This is a genomic window from Streptomyces sp. NPDC005202, from assembly GCF_040608235.1.
GTDB lineage: Bacteria > Actinomycetota > Actinomycetes > Streptomycetales > Streptomycetaceae > Streptomyces.
Genome location: NZ_JBEXHW010000005.1, coordinates 71013 through 89335, shown reverse-complemented (window position 1 = coordinate 89335; position 18323 = coordinate 71013). Strand labels below are relative to the sequence as shown.

The window sequence follows — 18323 nt, the reverse complement described above, 5'->3', positions numbered from 1 at the left end:
CTCTCTCCTGGTCATGGGCCGGGTTCGGCGAGGCGACGGGCGGAGGGGTCGTGCGGTCCGCCGCCCCTTGTTCTTCCGATGCCGGCTGACCTTCGCGTGACCAGTGCAGAGAGGCCGAGTGTGAGGTTGTTGAATGCCAGGGGTGCCTGGCGGGACCGGGGATGAGCACCACACTCCGGTCCCGCCCGTCCGCACCCTGTCGGCGAACGTCTCCTACCAAGGCGGCTCTACCGCTTGGCCACCTTCCGGGTCGCCCGCAGCCACTCCCTGTTCATGTGCGTGATGGAGGTCAGCGGGATGCCCTTCGGGCAGGCGGTGGCGCACTCGCCGGTGAGGGTGCAGCCGCCGAAGCCCTCCTCGTCCATCTGCGCCACCATGTCCAGCACGCGGGTCTCACGCTCGGGCGCGCCCTGCGGCAGGACGTTGAGGTGGTTGATCTTGGCGGAGGTGAAGAGCATCGCCGCGCCGTTCGGGCAGGCGGCCACGCAGGCGCCGCAGCCGATGCACTCGGCGTGCTCGAATGCGTAGTCGGCGTCCGGCTTGGGCACGGGCGTGGCGTGGGCCTCGGGTGCGGAGCCGGTGGGGGCGGTGATGTAGCCGCCGGCCTGGATGATCCGGTCGAAGGCCGAGCGGTCCACGACCAGGTCCTTGACCACCGGGAAGGCGGCCGCGCGCCACGGCTCGATGTCGATGGTGTCGCCGTCCTTGAAGGACCGCATGTGCAGCTGACAGGTGGTGGTGCGCTCGGGGCCGTGCGCCTCGCCGTTGATCACCAGGCTGCACGCGCCGCAGATGCCCTCGCGGCAGTCGTGGTCGAAGGCGACGGGTTCCTCACCGGAGAGGATGAGCTGTTCGTTGAGGACGTCCAGCATCTCCAGGAAGGACATGTCGGGCGAGATGCCGTCCACCTCGTAGGTGGACATGGCGCCGTCGGCGTCGGCGTTCTTCTGCCGCCAGACGCGCAGGGTGAGCTTCATGCGTAGCTCCGCTGGGTGGGGTGGACGTACTCGAAGACCAGGTCTTCCTTGTGCAGGACGGGCGCCTCGCCGGTGCCGGTGAACTCCCAGGCGGCCGCGTAGGAGAACTCGTCGTCCTTGCGGGCGGCCTCGCCGTCGGGGGTCTGGGACTCCTCGCGGAAGTGGCCGCCGCAGGACTCGGTGCGGTGCAGCGCGTCCAGGCACATCAGCTCGGCGAGCTCCAGGTAGTCGACGATGCGGTTGGCCTTCTCCAGGGACTGGTTGAGCTCCTCGCCGGTGCCGGGCACCTTGATGCGCCGCCAGAACTCCTCGCGGATCTGCGGGATGCGCTCCAGGGCCTTGCGCAGGCCGGCGTCGGTGCGGGCCATGCCGCAGAACTCCCACATCAGCTCGCCGACCTCGCGGTGGAAGGAGTCCGGGGTACGGTCGCCGTCGACGGAGAGGAGCAGGTTGAGCCGGTCCTCGGTCTCGGCCACGACCTCCTTGACGACGGGGTGGTCGTCGGTGACCGGGTCCTGGTGCGGGTTGCGGGCCAGGTAGTCGTTGATGGTGGCCGGCAGCACGAAGTAGCCGTCGGCCAGGCCCTGCATCAGCGCGGAGGCGCCGAGGCGGTTCGCGCCGTGGTCGGAGAAGTTGGCCTCGCCGATCGCGAACAGGCCCGGGATCGTGGTCTGCAGGTCGTAGTCGACCCACAGTCCGCCCATCGTGTAGTGCACGGCGGGGTAGATCCGCATCGGCACCTCGTACGGGTTCTCCGCGGTGATCCGCTCGTACATCTCGAAGAGGTTGCCGTACTTCTCCTCGACCTTCTTCCTGCCCATCCGCTTGATCGCATCGCCGAAGTCGAGGTAGACGCCCTGGCCGCCGGGGCCGACGCCGCGGCCCTCGTCGCAGACGTTCTTGGCGGCGCGGGAGGCGATGTCGCGGGGGACGAGGTTGCCGAAGGAGGGGTAGATGCGCTCCAGGTAGTAGTCGCGCTCGTCCTCGGGGATCTCGTTCGGCGGCCGGTTGTCGCCCCTGGCCTTCGGCACCCAGATCCGGCCGTCGTTGCGCAGCGACTCGCTCATCAGGGTGAGCTTGGACTGGTGGTCGCCGGTGCGCGGGATGCAGGTGGGGTGGATCTGCGTGAAGCAGGGGTTGGCGAAGTAGGCGCCGCGCCGGTGCGCCCGCCAGATGGCGGTCGCGTTGGAGTTCATGGCGTTCGTCGACAGGTAGAAGACGTTGCCGTAGCCGCCGGAGGCCAGTACGACGGCGTCCGCGAAGTACGTGTCGATCTTCCCGGTGATCAGGTCGCGGGCCACGATGCCCCGGGCCCGCCCGTCAATGACGATCAGGTCGAGCATCTCGGTGCGCGGGTGCATCTCGACGTTCCCGGCGGCGATCTGCCGGGACAGCGCCTGGTAGGCGCCGAGCAGGAGCTGCTGGCCCGTCTGGCCGCGGGCGTAGAACGTGCGGGAGACCTGGACGCCGCCGAAGGAGCGGGTGTCGAGCAGGCCGCCGTACTCGCGGGCGAAGGGCACGCCCTGCGCCACGCACTGGTCGATGATCTCCACCGAGATCTGGGCGAGCCGGTGGACGTTCGACTCCCGCGCCCGGAAGTCGCCGCCCTTGACGGTGTCGTAGAAGAGGCGGTGGATCGAGTCGCCGTCGTTGCGGTAGTTCTTCGCCGCGTTGATGCCGCCCTGCGCGGCGATCGAGTGGGCGCGGCGCGGGGAGTCCTGGTAGCAGAACTGGACGACGTGGTAGCCCTGTTCGGCGAGGGTGGCCCCCGCGGAGCCGCCGGCGAGTCCGGTGCCGACGACGATGATCGTGTGCTTGCGCCGGTTGGCGGGGTTGACCAGCTTCGCCTCGAAGCGGCGCTTGTCCCAGCGCTCGTGGATCGGGCCGGACGGGGCCTTGGTGTCGACGACCGGCGCGCCGGTCGTGTAGTCGGTGTACGAGGTCATGGTCAGCTCACCACTCCGGTCATGACGCCCACGGGTACGGCGATGAACCCGGCCGTGAGCAGCAGCGCGAGGACGTTGGCGATGGTCTTCAGAGCGCGGTCGCGGGTGCGGCTGCCGGCGCCGAGGGTCTGGGCGGCGCTCCAGAAGCCGTGCCGGATGTGCAGGCCGAGCGCGAGCATCGCGACGATGTAGATGACGTTGCCGTACCAGGTGGAGAAGGTGTCCACGACGTTCTGGTACGGGTGGCCGTCCTGGAAGCCGCCGGAGTGCACGGTGCCGGTGGTCAGGTCGAGGATGTGCCAGACGATGAACAGGCCGAGGATGATCCCGCCCCAGCGCATGGTGCGCGTGGCGTAGCTCGCCCGCGGCTTCTTGTGCACGTACTTGCTCGGGCGCGCCTTGATGTCGCGGCGGCTGAGCTGGTAGGCGGAGACGGCGTGGGCGACGACGGCGACGACGAGGACGATCCGGATGAGCCAGAGCGTCCACTCGTAGTGCATGAAGGGCTCGCCGATCGTGCGCAGCCAGTGGGCGTAGTGGTTGAACTCGCCCGCCCCGAAATAGATCTTCAGGTTCCCGATCATGTGGGCGACCAGATACAGCAGCATGATCAGGCCGCTGACCGCCATCACGGTCTTCTTGCCGACGGTCGAGTCCCACACGGTGCGCGCCATGGACGGCCGTCGGTCCGTCCGCGTTGCCAGAGCCATGTCACAGCACGCTACGGCCGAAGGGCCCGATCGGTCCAAGACATGGTCCGGCTTGATTCCATAGGCAGGAGCTATGGTGGGACCATGCAGTTCCAGCAGCTCCAGTACTTCGTGGCGGTCGCCGAGACCCGGCACTTCACCCGGGCCGCGGATCTGGTCCACGTCGCCCAGCCGTCGCTCTCGCAGCAGATCAAGGCGCTGGAGCGGGAGCTGGGGGCAGACCTGTTCCTGCGCGCCCGCGGCAACATCACGCTCACCGACGCCGGTGAGGCGCTGCTGCCACTGGCCCGGCGCATCCTCGCCGACGCGGACACGGCCCGGCACGAGGTGCAGGAGCTGGTACAGCTGCGCCGCGGCCGGGTGCGGCTGGGCGCGACACCGAGCCTGTGCACGGGCCTGCTGCCGGACGTCCTGCGCACCTTCCACGACCGCTATCCCGGCATCCGGCTGCTGATCGAGGAGGGCGGCTCGCACGACCTGGTACGGGAGCTGGCGCGCGGCGCCCTCGACCTCGCCCTGATCGTGCTCCCGCTGCCCACCCCCTCCCCCGCGCTGACCACGGTGGAGCTGCTGCGCGAGGACCTGGTGGTGGTGTCCTCACCCGACGCGCCGCGTCCCGGCCGCGGCCGGCGCACCGTGCGCATCGCGGACCTGGAGGGTGAGCGCCTGGTGATGTTCCGCCACGGCTACGACCTGCGGGAACTGACCGTGTCCGCGTGCCGCGCCGAGGGCTTCGAGCCGGACTTCGCGGTGGAGGGCGGCGAAATGGACGCGGTCCTCGGTTTCGTTCGGGCGGGACTGGGCGTCGCCGTCGTCCCGCGCATGGTCGCCACTCGGTCCGGGCACGGTCTGCGGGTGACCCCGCTGGCCCGGCCGGGACTGCACCGTACGATCGCGCTGGCCCATCGCAGCGATGTCGCCCCACCGCGGGCGGCCAGGGAGTTGCAGCGAATGCTGCTGGAGCGGTGAGCGCAGGCGGGTCCGTCGACCGGTGGGCGCCGCTCAGCCCGTCGCGTCCACCAGAGCCAGTTCGTGGAGCCGTTCCGGTGGGCCGGGACGGGCGTAGTACCAGCCCTGGGCCGTGTCGCAGCCCAGTATGCGCAGTTGTTCGGCCTGGGCGCCCGTCTCCACGCCTTCCACGGTGACCGCGAGGTCCAGGCTGTGGGCAAGGGAAACGATCCCCTCGACGATCTTGAGGTCGACGGGGTCGGCCGGGAACTGTTGCATGCCCTGCGTGAAGGATCGGTCCAGCTTGAGGACGCTGACCGGCAGCCGACGCAGATTGGCGAGGTTGGAGTAGCCGGTGCCGAAGTCGTCGAGGGCGATGTCCACGCCCATCTCCGCCAGTCGGCGCAGCGGTTTGAGCAGGTCGTCGTCCGCGCCGATCAGCGCCGACTCGGTGACCTCCAGGCACAGCGCGTCCGGCGCGACGCCCGCCCGCTCCAGGATGTCGACGGTGTCCTGCACCAACCCGGGGTGGGTGAGCTGGCACGGCGAGAGGTTGACGTTGATGCGCAGCGGGACCGCGCTCCCCTCACCGTGCCGTTCCCGCCACTCACGGGCCTGGCGCACCGACTGCTCCATCACCCAGCGGCCCAGCGGGACGATCAGCCCGGTGTGCTCGGCGAGCGGGATGAACCGGTCGGGCCCGAGGACGCCGTGCTGCGGGTGCAGCCAGCGCACCAGCGCCTCGGCGCCCCGCACGCTGCCGTCCCCGAGGTGCACCAGCGGCTGGTACTCGATGAAGAACTCGCCCCTGCCCAGGGCCGTCGGCAGCGCCGTGGTCAGCCCGTTCCGGGTGATGGCGCGGGCGTCGGCCTCCGGGTCCGCGAGCTCGAAGCGGTTGCCGCCGGCCGACTTGGCCCGGTACATCGTGATGTCGGCACTGCGCAGCACCTCCGCCGCGCTGCGCTCCCCCACCGGGCCCTCGACGACGCCGATGCTGCCGCGCACGGTCAGCTCCCGCCCGTCGATGCTGATCGGGGCGACGAGCGCGTTCATGATGCGGGCGGCGAGTTCTTCGACCTCGCGCTGGGTGTCGGGCCCGGTGGTCAGCGCCACGAACTCGTCTCCGCCGAGCCGGGCGACCATCTCGCCGGGCGCGGTCGCACACGACTGCAGCCGGTCGGCGACCTCGACGAGCAGTCGGTCGCCGGCCGCGTGGCCGAGGCTGTCGTTGATGGTCTTGAAGCCGTCGAGGTCGAGGTAGCACAGGCCGAAGCGCTGGCCCTCGCCCGCGTTCAGCGCCTTCTCCAGGCGTTCGAAGAACAGGGTGCGGTTGGGCAGGCCCGTCAGCGCGTCGTGCGTGGCCTCGTAGCGCAGCCGGAGGTTCAGCAGGCGCCGCTCGGTGGTGTCCTCCATGAGGGCGAGCTGGTACTGGGGCCGGCCGTCGGCGTCACGCAGCAGGGAGACGGTCAGGTTGGTCCACAGGACCGTTCCGTCGGGGCGGTAGAAGGCCTTCTCCACGTGGTAGTGCTCGCGTTCGCCGCGCACCAGCTCCTCGTACAGGCGCCAGACCTGCGGGGCGTCCTCGGCGTGCGTCCAGTCCCGGACGTTGCGGCCCCGCATGCTCTGCTCCGAGCCGCCGAACATGCGCAGCAGCGCGCTGTTGACCTGCAGGACGTTGCCCTCCAGGTCGGCGATGCCGATTCCTATGGCCGCGCCCTCGAACACCGCCCGGAAGCGGGCCTCGCTGGCGTGCAGCGCCTGCGCGACCACGCCCTGGGCCCGGAGCGCGGCCTGCGCGATCGCCTCCTGCTCGGCCAGGGTCCGCTCGCGCAGCGCCCGCGCGAACCCGGCGGCCATGGCGTGCTGCAGCCGCGAGGCCCGGGCGTGCAGGTCCTCCTGGGGACCGTCCTCGCCGCAGTAGAGCACGAGGTAGGCGTCGACGCAGTCCAGGGAGCGGCTGAGCGCCTCGGGAGCGGTGCAGTGCGCGTCGACCAGCGCGGCGCCGACCGCCTCACCCTCGTCGGTGTCGAAGGTCCTGGCCCGCAGCGCCCGGCTCAACCGGCGGGCGAGCGGCAGGAGTTGCGTTTCGAGCTCCGGCCGGGTCAGCGACGTCGAGGTCACCGGGAACACCGCCCGGCTCCAGATCATCGCGAACCGGCGCAGTCTGTCCTCCGGCCCGTCCGGTTCCGCGGTCACGCCGTACGCCCCACGCCGGCGAAACCGGAGAAGGCATAAGGATCCTCGTCCTCCGGTGCCGTCTCCGGCCGCCAGTGCGGCATCGGCACCAGTCCGGGCTCCACCATGTCGTACCCCTCGAAGAACCGCGCGATCTCCGCGCGCGAGCGCATGATCAGCGGGTTGCGAATGTCCTTGTATACGTCGACCGCGCCCTCGGTCCGCTCCGTCGGCAGCGGGATTCCCTCGTACGAGGCATGTGTGAGCACGAGCAGGCTGCCGGGCGCGAGCGCGTCACGCAACTCGGCCACCGCACCATACGGGTCGTCCGCGTCCTCCACGAAGTGCAGTATGGCAACGAGAAGCAGCGCCACTGGCCGATTCAGGTCGATCAGCCGCTCCAGTTGGGGGCTCGTCAGGATCTCCTGGGGCTTGCGCAGATCTGCCGCGACGACGTCCGCGTTCTCGTTGCCCGTCAGGACCGCGCGGCTGTGCGCCACCGCCACCGGGTCGTGGTCGACGTACACCACGCGCGCGCCGGGACGGGCGGCCTGGGCGACCTCGTGGACGTTGCCGAAGGTGGGGATGCCGGAGCCGATGTCCAGGAACTGGGTGATGCCCTCGTCCACGGCATGGCGCACGGCGCGGCGCATGAACGCCCGGTTCGCCTGCATGATCTTGGGCAGGCCCGGCATGAACTCCATCGCCTTGCGGGCCGCTTCCCGGTCGACCTCGAAGTTGTGCGAACCGCCCAGGTAGTAGTCGTAGATACGAGCGACGCTCGGCACCGAGATGTCGATGCTCCGGGGGGCCCAGGCGGGACGCTCCATCTATCTCTCCAAGGCTTAGGCGATCCGGTGTTCGAGCAGAGGCTACTGATCGCCCGCCAAAGGAGCGAGCAGAAACGGAAATTGACCATCCGTTCCCGGTCACCACCTGCGGCACATGCCCGGTCGACGCCCGCGTCACGGCGGATTGCGGCGATGTGACGGCACGGCGAACCGCCCCCTCCGTGCGGTGCGGAGGGGGCGGTCCGGTCCATGCGCGCCGTCGTGTTCGTCCGGCACTCTCGATTGTCTGTCATCCCTCCCTTCCGAGTCCCGACACCGATGGATGGGCGATCGACCCTGGGGAGGTGATCTCTACTTCGCCGGCGCGCCGACCGGCTTTCCGTCAGGGGCCACGGCGTACCAGGTACCGCCGACGCCCTGACCGTTGATGTCCCCGGGAACCTTGTCCCCGGAGAAGGTGTAGATCGGCCAGCAGTCCACGGTCATCTGCTTGACGCCGTCCGGCCGGGTGAAGCCCATCAGGCCCTTCTTCTCGACGCCCTTGGTGTCATTGGCCTTGACGGGCGCCACGGCCGGCCACTTCTCCAGGCAGGCGCCGGTGCAGGCCGACACCGACTTCGGCCACGCCTTGTCCTTCAGGAAGCGGTAGACCGTCATGCCGTTCTTGTCGACGACGATGTTTCCCAGCTCGGTGGTCTTCTTGACCGACAGGCCCGGCAGGCTCGTCAGCGACGCCTTCTTGCCGTCGGGGGCCAGGGCGTACCACTTGCCGCCCACGCCCTGGCCGTTGGTCTGGCCGGCCTTGGTGTCCTTCGCATAGCGGTACGCCGGCCAGCCGTTGATGGTCAGCTGCTTGGTGCCGTCGGAGCGGGTGACCTCACCCAGCAGGGCCTTGTCGATGCCGGCGCCGGCCGTGGCGTCGTCCGCCGGGACGGGCGGCCAGGTCTTGGCGCAGTCGCCGTCGCAGTTCGACTTGGGGGGCTCGGCCGTGTCCTGGTCGAAGCGGTACAGGGTCATGCCGGCGCTGTCCGTCAGCACCTTGCCCAGTTCCGCGTTGGCGGAGACCGCCAGTTGACCGGCGGACTTCGAACTGCCCGCGGCCTGCTGGCCGTCGGCGCCATAGCCGTTGCCGGTACCGGTTCCCGTACCCGTGCCGGTGCCGGTGCTGGAACCGCCGTACCCGGAGCTGCCGTAATCCCCGGCCGCAGCCGTCGCACCCACGTTCTGGCTGCCCGCCGACGGGGTGCCGCTTTCCTGACCGCACGCCGTCGTCAGCGCCAGCACGGCCGCGGCCGCCGCCACGAGTGAGGCGCTCCGCCAGGAGGTCTTCATCGTCAACTCCCCAAAATTCCAAGGGTGTTGCAGCGCCCTACTGCGCCGCCGCACGACACTGGGTACGCACGGGAGTGGCCGTTGTGTTCAACCGAAGCACAAATTTCTTTCCGAAACCTGTGACGCCTGTCCCGCCACCCCGTACGCACATGCGCATCCGCCGGGTCCCGGAACGCGGCCGATCAAACCGCCGGGCGCCGCCCGTCCCCCCTTCGGGGCAATCGCGGGTCACCATGGCGTGCCGGGGCGCACCAGAGCTCATGATCTCCGTCGTGCATCGACTCGTACCGACCCGATTCGCCCTCGTGCCACGGGTGTTGGCCCCGGTGACGCTGGCGTGGATGTGTGTGGGCGCCCCGGCGGCACCAGCCGTGGCCGACGCCTGCGCGTACGCCTCCACGGGGCCGGGCGGCACGGTGGCGGTGTCGTCGGCCGGCGGCGGCTCCTGGCCGTCTCCCACGCTCTTCGAGCAGGGGACGCCCCCACCCCCGCCGTGCCCGAAGCCGACGCCGACACCGACGCCGACCCGCCCGCCCTGCCCGAGTCCCACACCGACCCCGACTCCCACTCCTCCCCCTCCGCCACCGAAGAAACCCGCCCCCAAGCCGACCCCGCCGCCCACACCGAGGCCCACACCGAAGCCCGAGCCCCCGCCGCCCCCACGACCCGCCCCCGCGGCTCCCCTCCCGCGGCCGACACCCCCGCCCCCACCGCCGCCCGCTCCGACCCCGGCACCGTCCCCCAAGCCCCGTCCCCGTCCCTCGGTCTCGCCGGTGAGCTACCCGCGGTACCACCCCCAGTCACACCGGCCATCGCCCCGGCACGGCCCGTCGCCGATCACCTACGTCCTGCTCATCGCGGTGCCCGCATTGGCCGCCGTCGCTGCGCTCCGTCCGCGCTGATCCCTGGAGAAACCCGTTGTCGGAATGGCTTGTTCTCGTCCTCGCGATGCTGGCCGCTTGTGTGGTGGTCGTCATCGTCACCTTCCTACGGCACCGCACGGCGGCCGAGGACGAGGATCCCAGTGAGACCCCGGACGTCATCGAGTACATGACGATGTGGATCGGTGTGGTGTACGCCATCGTGCTGGGCCTGGCCATCGCCGGTGTCTGGGAGGCGCGCGTCGCCGCCCAGGACCACGTCCAGGCCGAGGCCCAGGCGCTGCACGAGATCTCCGAGCGTGTCCGCGTCTACCCGCCCGACGTCCGCGACCGCATTCGCTCCGATGTCAACGCCTATGTCGGACACGTCGTCACCACCGAGTGGAAGACGATGGCCGACCACGGCCGCGTCACCAAACAGGGCGACCAGCTGCTCGACCGGGTCCGTGCGGACGTCACCGACTACCAGCCGAAGTCGGACTTCGAAGCACAGGCCTACCAGCCGCTCGTGGACCAGGTGACCGCCGCCGACCAGGCCCGGGCCGCGCGCGCCGACTCCACCAGGGCGACCATGCCGGACGTGGTGTGGTTCGGGCTGGTCTCCGGGGCCGTGGTCACCATCGGCATGGTGTTCGCGCTGCAGATCCGGCGTACGACACGGGAGCTGATCCTTGCCGGGTTGTTCTCCGCGCTGATCGCCTTCCTGCTCTTCCTGATCTGGGACTTCGACGCGCCCTACAGCCGGGGGATCGCGGCGTCGGTACAGCCCTTCCTGAACCTGTTCCCGCACGTCACGGACTGACGGGCCCTCAGTGTCGAGAGCTCTCCGGGGTCTGACAGGCCCTCACCCGACGAACCGTCGGCGGGGGCGGCCCCCGCGCCGCTCCCGTCCCCCGGCCGCAGGAACGCGTCCCCTGTGCGGCGCATGCGATTGACCCGTTCGCCCGAGTGCGATCGCGCCGGAGTGCACATCTTCCTAGCGTTTCGATCATCGAGGTGCATTTCTGACACAAGCGGAAAAGGTCCGCAGCTGCTCCTCGGGGACCCGGAGGATTCATCATGCGCGTAATAAGCGTCGCTTCGGCCGCACTGCTGGGCGTCAGCGCCCTCACCTTCTCCGCGCCGACCGCCCTCGCGAGCGACAGTGACAGCGGCCGCTCCTACGGTGGCAGCAGTGACAGCCAGTCCTACGGTGGCGGCGACAGCCGCTCCAGCGGTGGGAGCGGCGACAGCCAGTCCGACGGTGGCGGCGACAGCCGCTCCAGCGGTGGGAGCGGCGACAGCCAGTCCGACGGTGGCGGCGACAGCCACTCCGGCGGTGGGAGCGGCGACAGCCACTCCTACGGTGGCGGTGGCGGTGGCGACAGCCACTCCGGCGGTGGGAGCGACGAGAGCCGCTCCGGCGGTGGCGGTGGCGACAAGCCGGAGCACTTCCAGCACGGCGTCCGCGCGGGCGAGGGCGGCACCATCGGCGGTTTCGACCTGAAGGAGATCGGTATGGGCACCGCGCTCATCGGGGGGTCGGTCGGCGCGGCGTACTACCTCTCGCGCCGCCGCACCGGCGAGGTCGAGGCCTGACCAGGTCCGTCCCGTCCGCACAGGCCTTCGCCCCGGATCCCAAGGGTCCGGGGCGAAGGCCTGTCGACGTGCGACGTCGAGGTGTGATGTGCAGGTGCGATGTCACGTGCGATGTCGAGACGTGATGCCGACGTGCGGCCGGTGGGCGACGCCGCGCAGCGCAGACGAAGAATCCGGCCTCCGAAGGGAAGGAGGCCGGATCACCTGGGCGAAGGAGTCGGATCCCGGAGGCCGGGCGGACACCTCCCGCGGCGACGGGGGGCGGATCCCGGCGTGGCCGGGTCAGATCCGCTTCTCCGAGCGGCGGCGCACCCAGAACGCGCCGCCCGCGACAACGGCCGCGGCCACCAGCCCGCCGCCGATGGCCATGTCGGCCGGGGTGGCCCCGGTGGAGCTGCTGCCGCCGACACCGCCGCGGACGCCGCCGATGACGGTGAAGGCCGCCGGGCGGGTCAGGGTCCGACCGCCGCAGTTGACCGTGATGTCGAACGAGCCGGGGCTGGCGTTTTCACGGATCGTCACGATGCCCCTCGCCGTGTCGCCGGCACCGTTGAGCTGCCTCAGCGGTGTCGTCGGGAACGCGCGCGACGACATGGTCCCGCCATTTTGGCAGCCGTCCACCGTGACCGTCATCTGCCCGCCGCGGGCAATCCCACTGCGCCCGGCCAAGATGTTGCGGGGGCTGCCCGGCCCGCCGAGACCGTTGCCCTGCCCGTTGCCCTGCCTGTTGCCCTGCCCGTTGCCCTGATTGCCAAAGCCATTACCCTGACCGTTTCCGAAGCCATTACCCTGACCGTTGCCGAAGCCATTACCCTGACCGTTGCCGAAGCCATTGCCCTGGCCGTTGCCAAAACCGTTGCCGTTGCCCTGCCCATTACCGAAACCATTTCCGTGCCCGTTGCCCCGATTGCCGAAGCCGTTGCCCTGCCCGTTACCGAAACCGTTGCCATGATTGCCGAAACCATTGCCGTGACCGTTGCCCCGATTGCCGAAACCGTTACCCTGCCCGTTACCGAAGCCGTTGCCCTGATTGCCGAAACCGTTGCCCTGCCCGTTACCGAAACCGTTGCCTCGGCCGTTGCCCTGACTGCCGAAGCCGTTGCCCTGCCCGTTACCGAAGCCGTTGCCCTGATTGCCGAAACCGTTGCCTTGCCCGTTACCGAGGCCGTTACCGAGACCGTTGCCTTGCCCGTTACCGAGGCCGTTACCGAGACCGTTGCCTTGCCCGTTACCGAGGCCGTTACCGAGACCGTTGCCCTGCCCGTTACCGAGACCGTTACCGAGACCGTTGCCCTGCCCGTTACCGAGACCGTTACCGAGACCGTTGCCCTGCCCGTTACCGAGACCGTTGCCCTGCCCGAGACCGTTGCCCTGACCGTTAACGAGACCGTTGCCCTGACCATTGCCGGGGCCGCCGCCCAGACCGCCGTCCCACATGACGGCCGGCAAATCGCCGCCCTTCGCGACAGCCTCCGGGGCGGCGAACCCGAGGGCGGCGACCGCGGCGACCGAGACCGCCAGGGGGGCACGAGGAGTACGCATGTGATCCTCCGCGGAAGGCGCCCCGGGGACCCGTCCCCGGTCGATCGGCGAGAAAGCACCTCCCGGAAAAACCCTCAGATGCCCTGCAGGGGGGCGCATTTCGGCGATGGTCCGTACTGGTGAGCCACCACGCCGGAGGACATCGCGCAATCGGATATCGGCGCAGGTCACGCACCGTCAGAAATTTCCTGTCCGGGGCGACTCGGATGGCGCACCGAAAGACGCCCGGTCCACCCGTTCGCGTCTTCCCCGTCGCCGGTTCCGCGTTCGCAACTTAGCGTTCTCGTATGCGCAAATGACGGGCGACGGCCGCATCGAGAGGGGATGGCGAATGTCTGCGAGCGAGCTGTCCGACATTTCCGAAGAGGATGAGCGGGAGCCACAGAAGAAACGTGCCCCGTGGGGCGTGATAGCGCTAGTTCTGCTCGCCGGACTCGCTCTCATTCGGAACGGTTCGGGAGAGTTCGACGTGGGTCCGCCGCAGCCCGCGACGGCGGTTGCCCCGGACAGCAGCCGCACGCCGGGCGCCACCTCGGGGACCCCGGAACCGCTGCCGCACTCGGTGCCCGACCGGGTCAGGATTCCCACGATCCAGGTCGACGCGCCCGTCACGCCGGTCGGTCTGGACACGGACGGCTGGGTCGGCGCGCCGCCGCCGGAGAACCCGAATCTGGCGGGCTGGTTCACCGGTGCCGTCACGCCCGGTGAAAAGGGGACGGCCGTCGTCGTCGGCCATGTCGACAACAAGATGGGTCCCGCCGTCTTCTACGGGCTCGGCGCGTTGAAGAAGGGAAACCGCGTCGAAATCCTGCGCCAGGACGGGAAGACAGCCGTTTTCGAGATCTACGGCATCGAGGTGTTCGAGAAGAACGACTTCCCCGGCGACCGCGTCTACGGCTCGAAGGGAACACCGGAACTGCGGGTCATCACCTGCGGCGGCGGTTACTCCAAGCAGACCGGCTACGACGGCAACGTCGTCGTCTTCGCCCGCCTGGTCCAGGTCCGCTGAGCGTCCCCGGCCGGGCGGGCACGAGAGGGCTCAGGTGCACCGGGCGGGCGCGGCCCGGTGCACCGGGTCACCGGGTCACCGGGTCAGCTCCGGCGCGGGACGGTGAGGTGGTAACCGTCGTCCAGCAGCTGCGGCAGGTACTTGCGCAGTGCTCGGACGCTCTGTGAGCGGTCGCCCCCGGCGTCGTGGGAGAGCACCACGACGCCGGGGGCGGCGCCGCTCTCGATGCGGTCGACGATGGTGCCGGTTCCGGGGGTGGTCCAGTCGAGGCTGTCGACGGTCCAGGCCAGCGGCTCCATGCCCATCTCGGCGCCGAGCTGGAAAATCGCCCGGTTCCAGGCGCCATAGGGGGCGCGGAACCACAGCGGCCGCTCGCCGTAGGCCTTCTCGATGACGTCGCTGGTGCGTTCCATCTCGGAGCGGATCCGGCGTCGGGTGAGCTGGGTGAGCAGCGGGTGGGACCAGGTGTGGTTGCCGACGACGTGTCCCTCGTCGGCCATCCGGGCCAGCAGGTCCCGGTTCCAGTCGGCCATCTCCCCGCACACGAAGAACGTGGCACGGACGTCGTACTTCGCCAGGGTGTCCAGGATGTGCGGGGTGTAGCGGGGGTCGGGGCCGTCGTCGAACGTCAGCAGCATGGTGCGGCCGCGTCCGGAGATGCGCAGGATCGGCTCGTGCCGCACGCGGGTAGGTCCGGGCTCGGCGCGCGGCGCGCCGTCGCCGGTGAGGGGCTGGAGACGGTAGGCGGAGGGCTTGAGGGCACTGCGCGCCTGGGGGCCCGGGGCGGGGCCGCCGGACCGTGCCGGAGTATCGGACGAACCGGAGAACAGCAGACCGGCCGTGCCGGCCGCTCCCGCCGCCCCCAGAGCGGCGGCCCCGGCGAGCAGGGCCCGGCGCCGCATGAGCAACTGATCCTTCTGCATGAATCATCAGTCGCCCGGTGTGCGACCGGCCCACCCCTCCAGCACCGGTGCGGCGGCACGAAAACACCCGCCCGGCCCAGTGACCCCGCTCAGCGGCGGCGCACGAGCGGGAACGGCAGCGTCTCACGGATCGTCAGACCGGTGAGGAACATGACCAGTCGGTCGACGCCGAGGCCGAGGCCCCCGGTGGGCGGCATGGCGTGTTCGAGGGCGTCGAGGAAGTCCTCGTCCAGTTCCATCGCCTCCGGGTCTCCCCCGGCGGCGAGCAGGGACTGGGCTGTGAGTCGGCGCCGCTGTTCCACGGGGTCGGTCAGCTCGGAGTAGGCGGTGCCCAGTTCGGAGCCGAAGGCGACGAGGTCCCAGCGCTCGGCGAGCCGCGGGTCGGTGCGGTGCTGCCGGGTGAGCGGGGAGACGTCGGTCGGGAAGTCCTTGTAGAAGGTGGGCAGCTGGGTCCGCTCCTCCACCAGCCGCTCGTACATCTCCAGGACGACGTCGCCGTGACCGTCGTCCGCGGTGTACGGCACGCCCGCGCGGTCGCAGTGCCGGTACAGGGTCTTCAGATCGGTGCCCGGGTCGATCTCCTCCCCCAGCGCCTCGGAGATCGCGCCGTGGACGGTCTTGACCGGCCAGCGCCCGGAGATGTCGTACTCCGTGCCGTCCTTACGGGCGACCGGGCTGCCGAAGGCGGCGGTCGCGGCGCCCTGGATCAGCTCGCGTGCGAGGTCGAGCATCACGTCGTAGTCGGCGTAGGCCTGGTAGGCCTCGAGCATCGTGAACTCGGGGTTGTGCTTGTAGGAGACGCCCTCGTTGCGGAAGGTGCGGCCCAGCTCGAACACCTTCTCCAGGCCGCCGACGCACAGCCGTTTCAGGTACAGCTCGGGGGCGATGCGCAGGTACAGGTCGAGGTCGTAGGCGTTGATGTGGGTGGTGAACGGGCGAGCGTTGGCGCCGCCGTGGATCTGTTGCAGCATCGGGGTCTCGACCTCGAGGAAGCCGCGGTCCAGCAGGCCCTGGCGCAGGGCCTGGACGGCGGTGGAGCGGTCGCGGACGACGGCGCGGGCACCGGGGCTCGCGACCAGGTCGAGATAGCGGCGGCGCACCTTGGTCTCGGGGTCGGCGAGGCCGCGGCGCTTGTCGGGCAGCGGGCGCAGGCACTTGCCGAGCAGCTGCCAGGAGGTGACGAAGACCGTCGGCTCGCCCTTGTCGCTGACCCCTGCGCGGCCGGTGGCGGCGATGTGGTCGCCGATGTCGGTGTCGGCGGTGAAGCGGTCGAGCGCGGGACCGAAGCCGTCGCGGGTGAGGGCGAGCTGGTGGTCGCCGGACCAGTCGCGCAGGACGACGAAGACGATGCCGCCGAAGTCCCGCACCAGCATGATCCGGCCGGCGACCGTGACCTGCTCGCCCGCCCGGACGTCGGCGAGGGTGTGGGTGCGGGCCGGGATCCCCACCGGATAGGGGTCGGTACCGGACGCGCGCAGCCGGTCGAGCGTGCGGTGCCTGACGCGGACCTGTTCGGGCAGGCCGGCGAGGGGGTCGCCGGGCCCGGCGCCCTGTCCTTCGCCGAGGCCGAGCGCAAACAGCGACGGCAGGCCCTCGGTGGTGGCGGGCCTGGGTCCGCGCTTCGGGTGGGCCTTGCCCCAGAGCTTGCGCAGCGAGGGTACGGAGACGAAGCCCTCGGCGATGCCGGAGGCCAGGCCGATGCGGGCCAGGGACGCGGTCTCGCCGTAGCAGATGAAGCGCGGGTACCACTCGGGGTGGTACTTGGCGTTGGAGCGGTACAGGGCCTCCAGCTGCCACCAGCGGGAGAAGAACAGCAGCAGGCCTCGCCACAGCCGCAGGACCGGGCCGGCGCCGATGCGGGCGCCCTCCTCGAAGACCGAGCGGAACGCCGCGAAGTTCAGGGAGATCCGGCGCACGCCCAGTTTCGGGGCGGCCGCGCACAGTTCGGCGACCATGAACTCCGTGACGCCGTTGGGGGCGCTGCGGTCACGGCGCATCAGGTCCAGGGAGATCCCGTCCCTGCCCCACGGCACGAAGGACAGCAGGGCGAGGAGCCGGCCGTTGGCGCCGAGGGCCTCGACGAGGAGGCAGTCGCCGTCCGCCGGGTCGCCGAGCCGGTCCAGGGCCATGGAGAAGCCGCGCTCGGTCTCGGTGTCGCGCCAGGCGTCGGCCTTGTCGACGATCTCCTCCATCTCCTCGTCGGTGAGGGTGGCGTGGCGGCGGATGCGGCAGGTGGCACCGGTGCGCCGGACGCGGTGCACGGCCTGCCGGGTCACGCGCATGTCGCGGCCGTCGAGGTCGAAGTCGGCCACGTGCACGATCGCCTCGTCACCGAGCTGGAGGGCGCCGAGCCCGGCGCGGGCGTAGGCCCTGGCGCCCTCCTCGGAGGCACCCATCACGGCGTGCGCCCAGGCGTAGCGGCGGGCCACGTCCAGCCAGGCCCCGATGGCGCGCGGCCAGGCCTCCCGGTCACCGACGGGGTCGCCGCTGGCCAGGCACACGCCGGCCTCGACGCGGTAGGTGACGGCGGCCTTGGCACTGGGTGAGAAGACGACGGCCTTGTCGCGGCGGGTGGCGAAGTAGCCGAGGGAGTCCTGGTCGCCGTAGGCCTTGAGGAGGGCGCGGATGCGCAGCTCCTCGTCGTCGTGCAGGGCCGCCTCCAGGCGCTGCGAGCGGAACAGCGTGGCCGCGGCGTTGAGCAGGGCGAGCGCGCCGAGCAGGCCGAGCAGGAAGGTCACGGGGCGGGGCGGGCGGCCGTCGAAGGAGCGCGCGGAGACCAGGCCGCCGCAGACCCGGTCGGCCGCCCACGCGAGGTGCTGGCTCTGCGGCAGCGTGCCGGGGAACAACGCCACCAGGCCCCAGCCGATCAGGATCGCCACGGCGAGCCCGGCGACCAGCACGGCGAGCGCCCGCCACACGGCGCCGCGGCGGGAGGCCGCGTAGAACTCCCTGCGGGCCGTGATCAGCAGGAGCAGCGCGAGACCGCACACGATCAGGGACGGAAGCGACTCGGCGTACAGGCCGACGGCGACGCCCAGGGCGTCGGTGAGGATCAGCAGGCCCAGGTAGACGACGACCAGCCACCAGGCGACCTTCTTGCGGGCGGCGGTGGCGCCGGCCAGCAGGAAGAGGAAGACGGCGTAGGCGAGGTTGGCGCTGACGGGGACAAGGAGCAGGTCGAGGATGCGGACGAGCGGGCGGAGCAGGGTGCGCAGCGGGGCGATCAGGGCCAGCAGCACACAGAGCAGGCCCAGGGCGCCGAAGAAGGTGGCGAAGCCCTCGGGCACCCTGCCGAGGAAGCCGCTCCCCGGCGGCCGCTGCGGACTCGCGGCATTCCTGGCCGGGGCGGCGTCGGCGGTGGCGGTCATGGTTCCGACGGAGTGGCACTCATGGTTCCGACTGTAGGAACACCCCGCCCGCCGCGCCCGTCGAGAGGTCCAGTGACGGTGCACCTCGGTTGGCCAGGTGGAATCGGCGCGCAGAGGATCGGCGGAACATCGGCACGAGTACC

Annotated in this window: 13 protein-coding genes; 4 read left to right on the top strand and 9 right to left on the bottom strand. The window is 70.6% G+C overall.

Features of this window, described 5'->3' with window-relative positions; all coding sequences use genetic code 11:
* Positions 1 to 227 precede the first annotated feature (227 nt).
* From ABZV31_RS11645 to ABZV31_RS11635, 3 genes are read right to left on the bottom strand one after another with little or no spacing between them, the layout of a single operon-like run.
* Positions 228 to 977, bottom strand: a complete 750-nt coding sequence (locus ABZV31_RS11645) for a succinate dehydrogenase/fumarate reductase iron-sulfur subunit (RefSeq protein WP_355891440.1) — start codon at positions 975 to 977, stop codon at positions 228 to 230.
* Positions 974 to 2923, bottom strand: a complete 1950-nt coding sequence (locus tag ABZV31_RS11640; RefSeq protein WP_355891437.1) for a fumarate reductase/succinate dehydrogenase flavoprotein subunit — start codon at positions 2921 to 2923, stop codon at positions 974 to 976. Before ABZV31_RS11640 ends, ABZV31_RS11645 begins: the two co-directional genes overlap by 4 nt.
* A gap of 2 nt (positions 2924 to 2925) precedes the next feature.
* A complete protein-coding gene (locus tag ABZV31_RS11635) occupies positions 2926 to 3597 on the bottom strand; it encodes a succinate dehydrogenase (protein WP_355891854.1) in 672 nt (223 codons plus the stop codon).
* 120 nt (positions 3598 to 3717) lie between these two features.
* Here ABZV31_RS11635 and ABZV31_RS11630 point away from each other — a divergent pair, with 120 nt between their 5' ends.
* Positions 3718 to 4602 (top strand): LysR substrate-binding domain-containing protein, encoded by an 885-nt coding sequence (locus ABZV31_RS11630; protein ID WP_355891434.1) that lies wholly within the window; start codon positions 3718 to 3720, stop codon positions 4600 to 4602.
* 33 nt (positions 4603 to 4635) lie between these two features.
* On the opposite strand, the gene ABZV31_RS11625 is transcribed toward ABZV31_RS11630, so the two are convergent.
* The 3 genes from ABZV31_RS11625 to ABZV31_RS11615 all read right to left on the bottom strand — a co-directional run bounded on the left by ABZV31_RS11625 (position 4636) and on the right by ABZV31_RS11615 (position 8879).
* Positions 4636 to 6777 carry an EAL domain-containing protein gene (locus ABZV31_RS11625; protein ID WP_355891431.1) on the bottom strand — a complete coding sequence of 714 codons (2142 nt, stop codon included), beginning with the start codon at positions 6775 to 6777 and terminating at the stop codon, positions 4636 to 4638.
* On the bottom strand, positions 6774 to 7586 hold the full coding sequence (locus ABZV31_RS11620; protein WP_355891428.1) for an SAM-dependent methyltransferase: 813 nt from the start codon (positions 7584 to 7586) through the stop codon (positions 6774 to 6776). The genes ABZV31_RS11625 and ABZV31_RS11620 overlap by 4 nt, the downstream gene beginning before the upstream one ends.
* 312 nt (positions 7587 to 7898) lie before the next feature.
* Complete coding sequence (locus tag ABZV31_RS11615; RefSeq protein ID WP_355891425.1) at positions 7899 to 8879, bottom strand: SCO0930 family lipoprotein; 981 nt, start codon at positions 8877 to 8879, stop codon at positions 7899 to 7901.
* 948 nt (positions 8880 to 9827) lie between these two features.
* On the opposite strand from ABZV31_RS11615, the gene ABZV31_RS11610 reads away from it, so the two are divergent.
* The gene (locus ABZV31_RS11610) at positions 9828 to 10562 is read left to right on the top strand and encodes a DUF4239 domain-containing protein (protein WP_355891851.1); all 735 of its coding nucleotides are present in this window, start codon (positions 9828 to 9830) and stop codon (positions 10560 to 10562) included.
* 257 nt (positions 10563 to 10819) lie between these two features.
* Entirely contained in the window at positions 10820 to 11338 is a 519-nt protein-coding gene (locus ABZV31_RS11605) for a hypothetical protein (protein WP_355891423.1), read from the top strand.
* A 282-nt stretch (positions 11339 to 11620) separates the two neighbouring features.
* On the opposite strand, the gene ABZV31_RS11600 is transcribed toward ABZV31_RS11605, so the two are convergent.
* Positions 11621 to 12880, bottom strand: a complete 1260-nt coding sequence (locus ABZV31_RS11600) for a hypothetical protein (protein ID WP_355891421.1) — start codon at positions 12878 to 12880, stop codon at positions 11621 to 11623.
* A 331-nt stretch (positions 12881 to 13211) separates the two neighbouring features.
* Here ABZV31_RS11600 and ABZV31_RS11595 point away from each other — a divergent pair, with 331 nt between their 5' ends.
* The gene (locus ABZV31_RS11595) at positions 13212 to 13889 is read left to right on the top strand and encodes a class F sortase (protein ID WP_355891418.1); all 678 of its coding nucleotides are present in this window, start codon (positions 13212 to 13214) and stop codon (positions 13887 to 13889) included.
* Between the two features lie 83 nt (positions 13890 to 13972).
* On the opposite strand, the gene ABZV31_RS11590 is transcribed toward ABZV31_RS11595, so the two are convergent.
* The gene (locus tag ABZV31_RS11590; RefSeq protein ID WP_355891415.1) at positions 13973 to 14812 is read right to left on the bottom strand and encodes a polysaccharide deacetylase family protein; all 840 of its coding nucleotides are present in this window, start codon (positions 14810 to 14812) and stop codon (positions 13973 to 13975) included.
* An 89-nt stretch (positions 14813 to 14901) separates the two neighbouring features.
* A complete protein-coding gene (gene lysX, locus ABZV31_RS11585) occupies positions 14902 to 18180 on the bottom strand; it encodes a bifunctional lysylphosphatidylglycerol synthetase/lysine--tRNA ligase LysX (RefSeq protein ID WP_355891412.1) in 3279 nt (1092 codons plus the stop codon).
* Between the last annotated feature and the right edge of the window lie 143 nt (positions 18181 to 18323).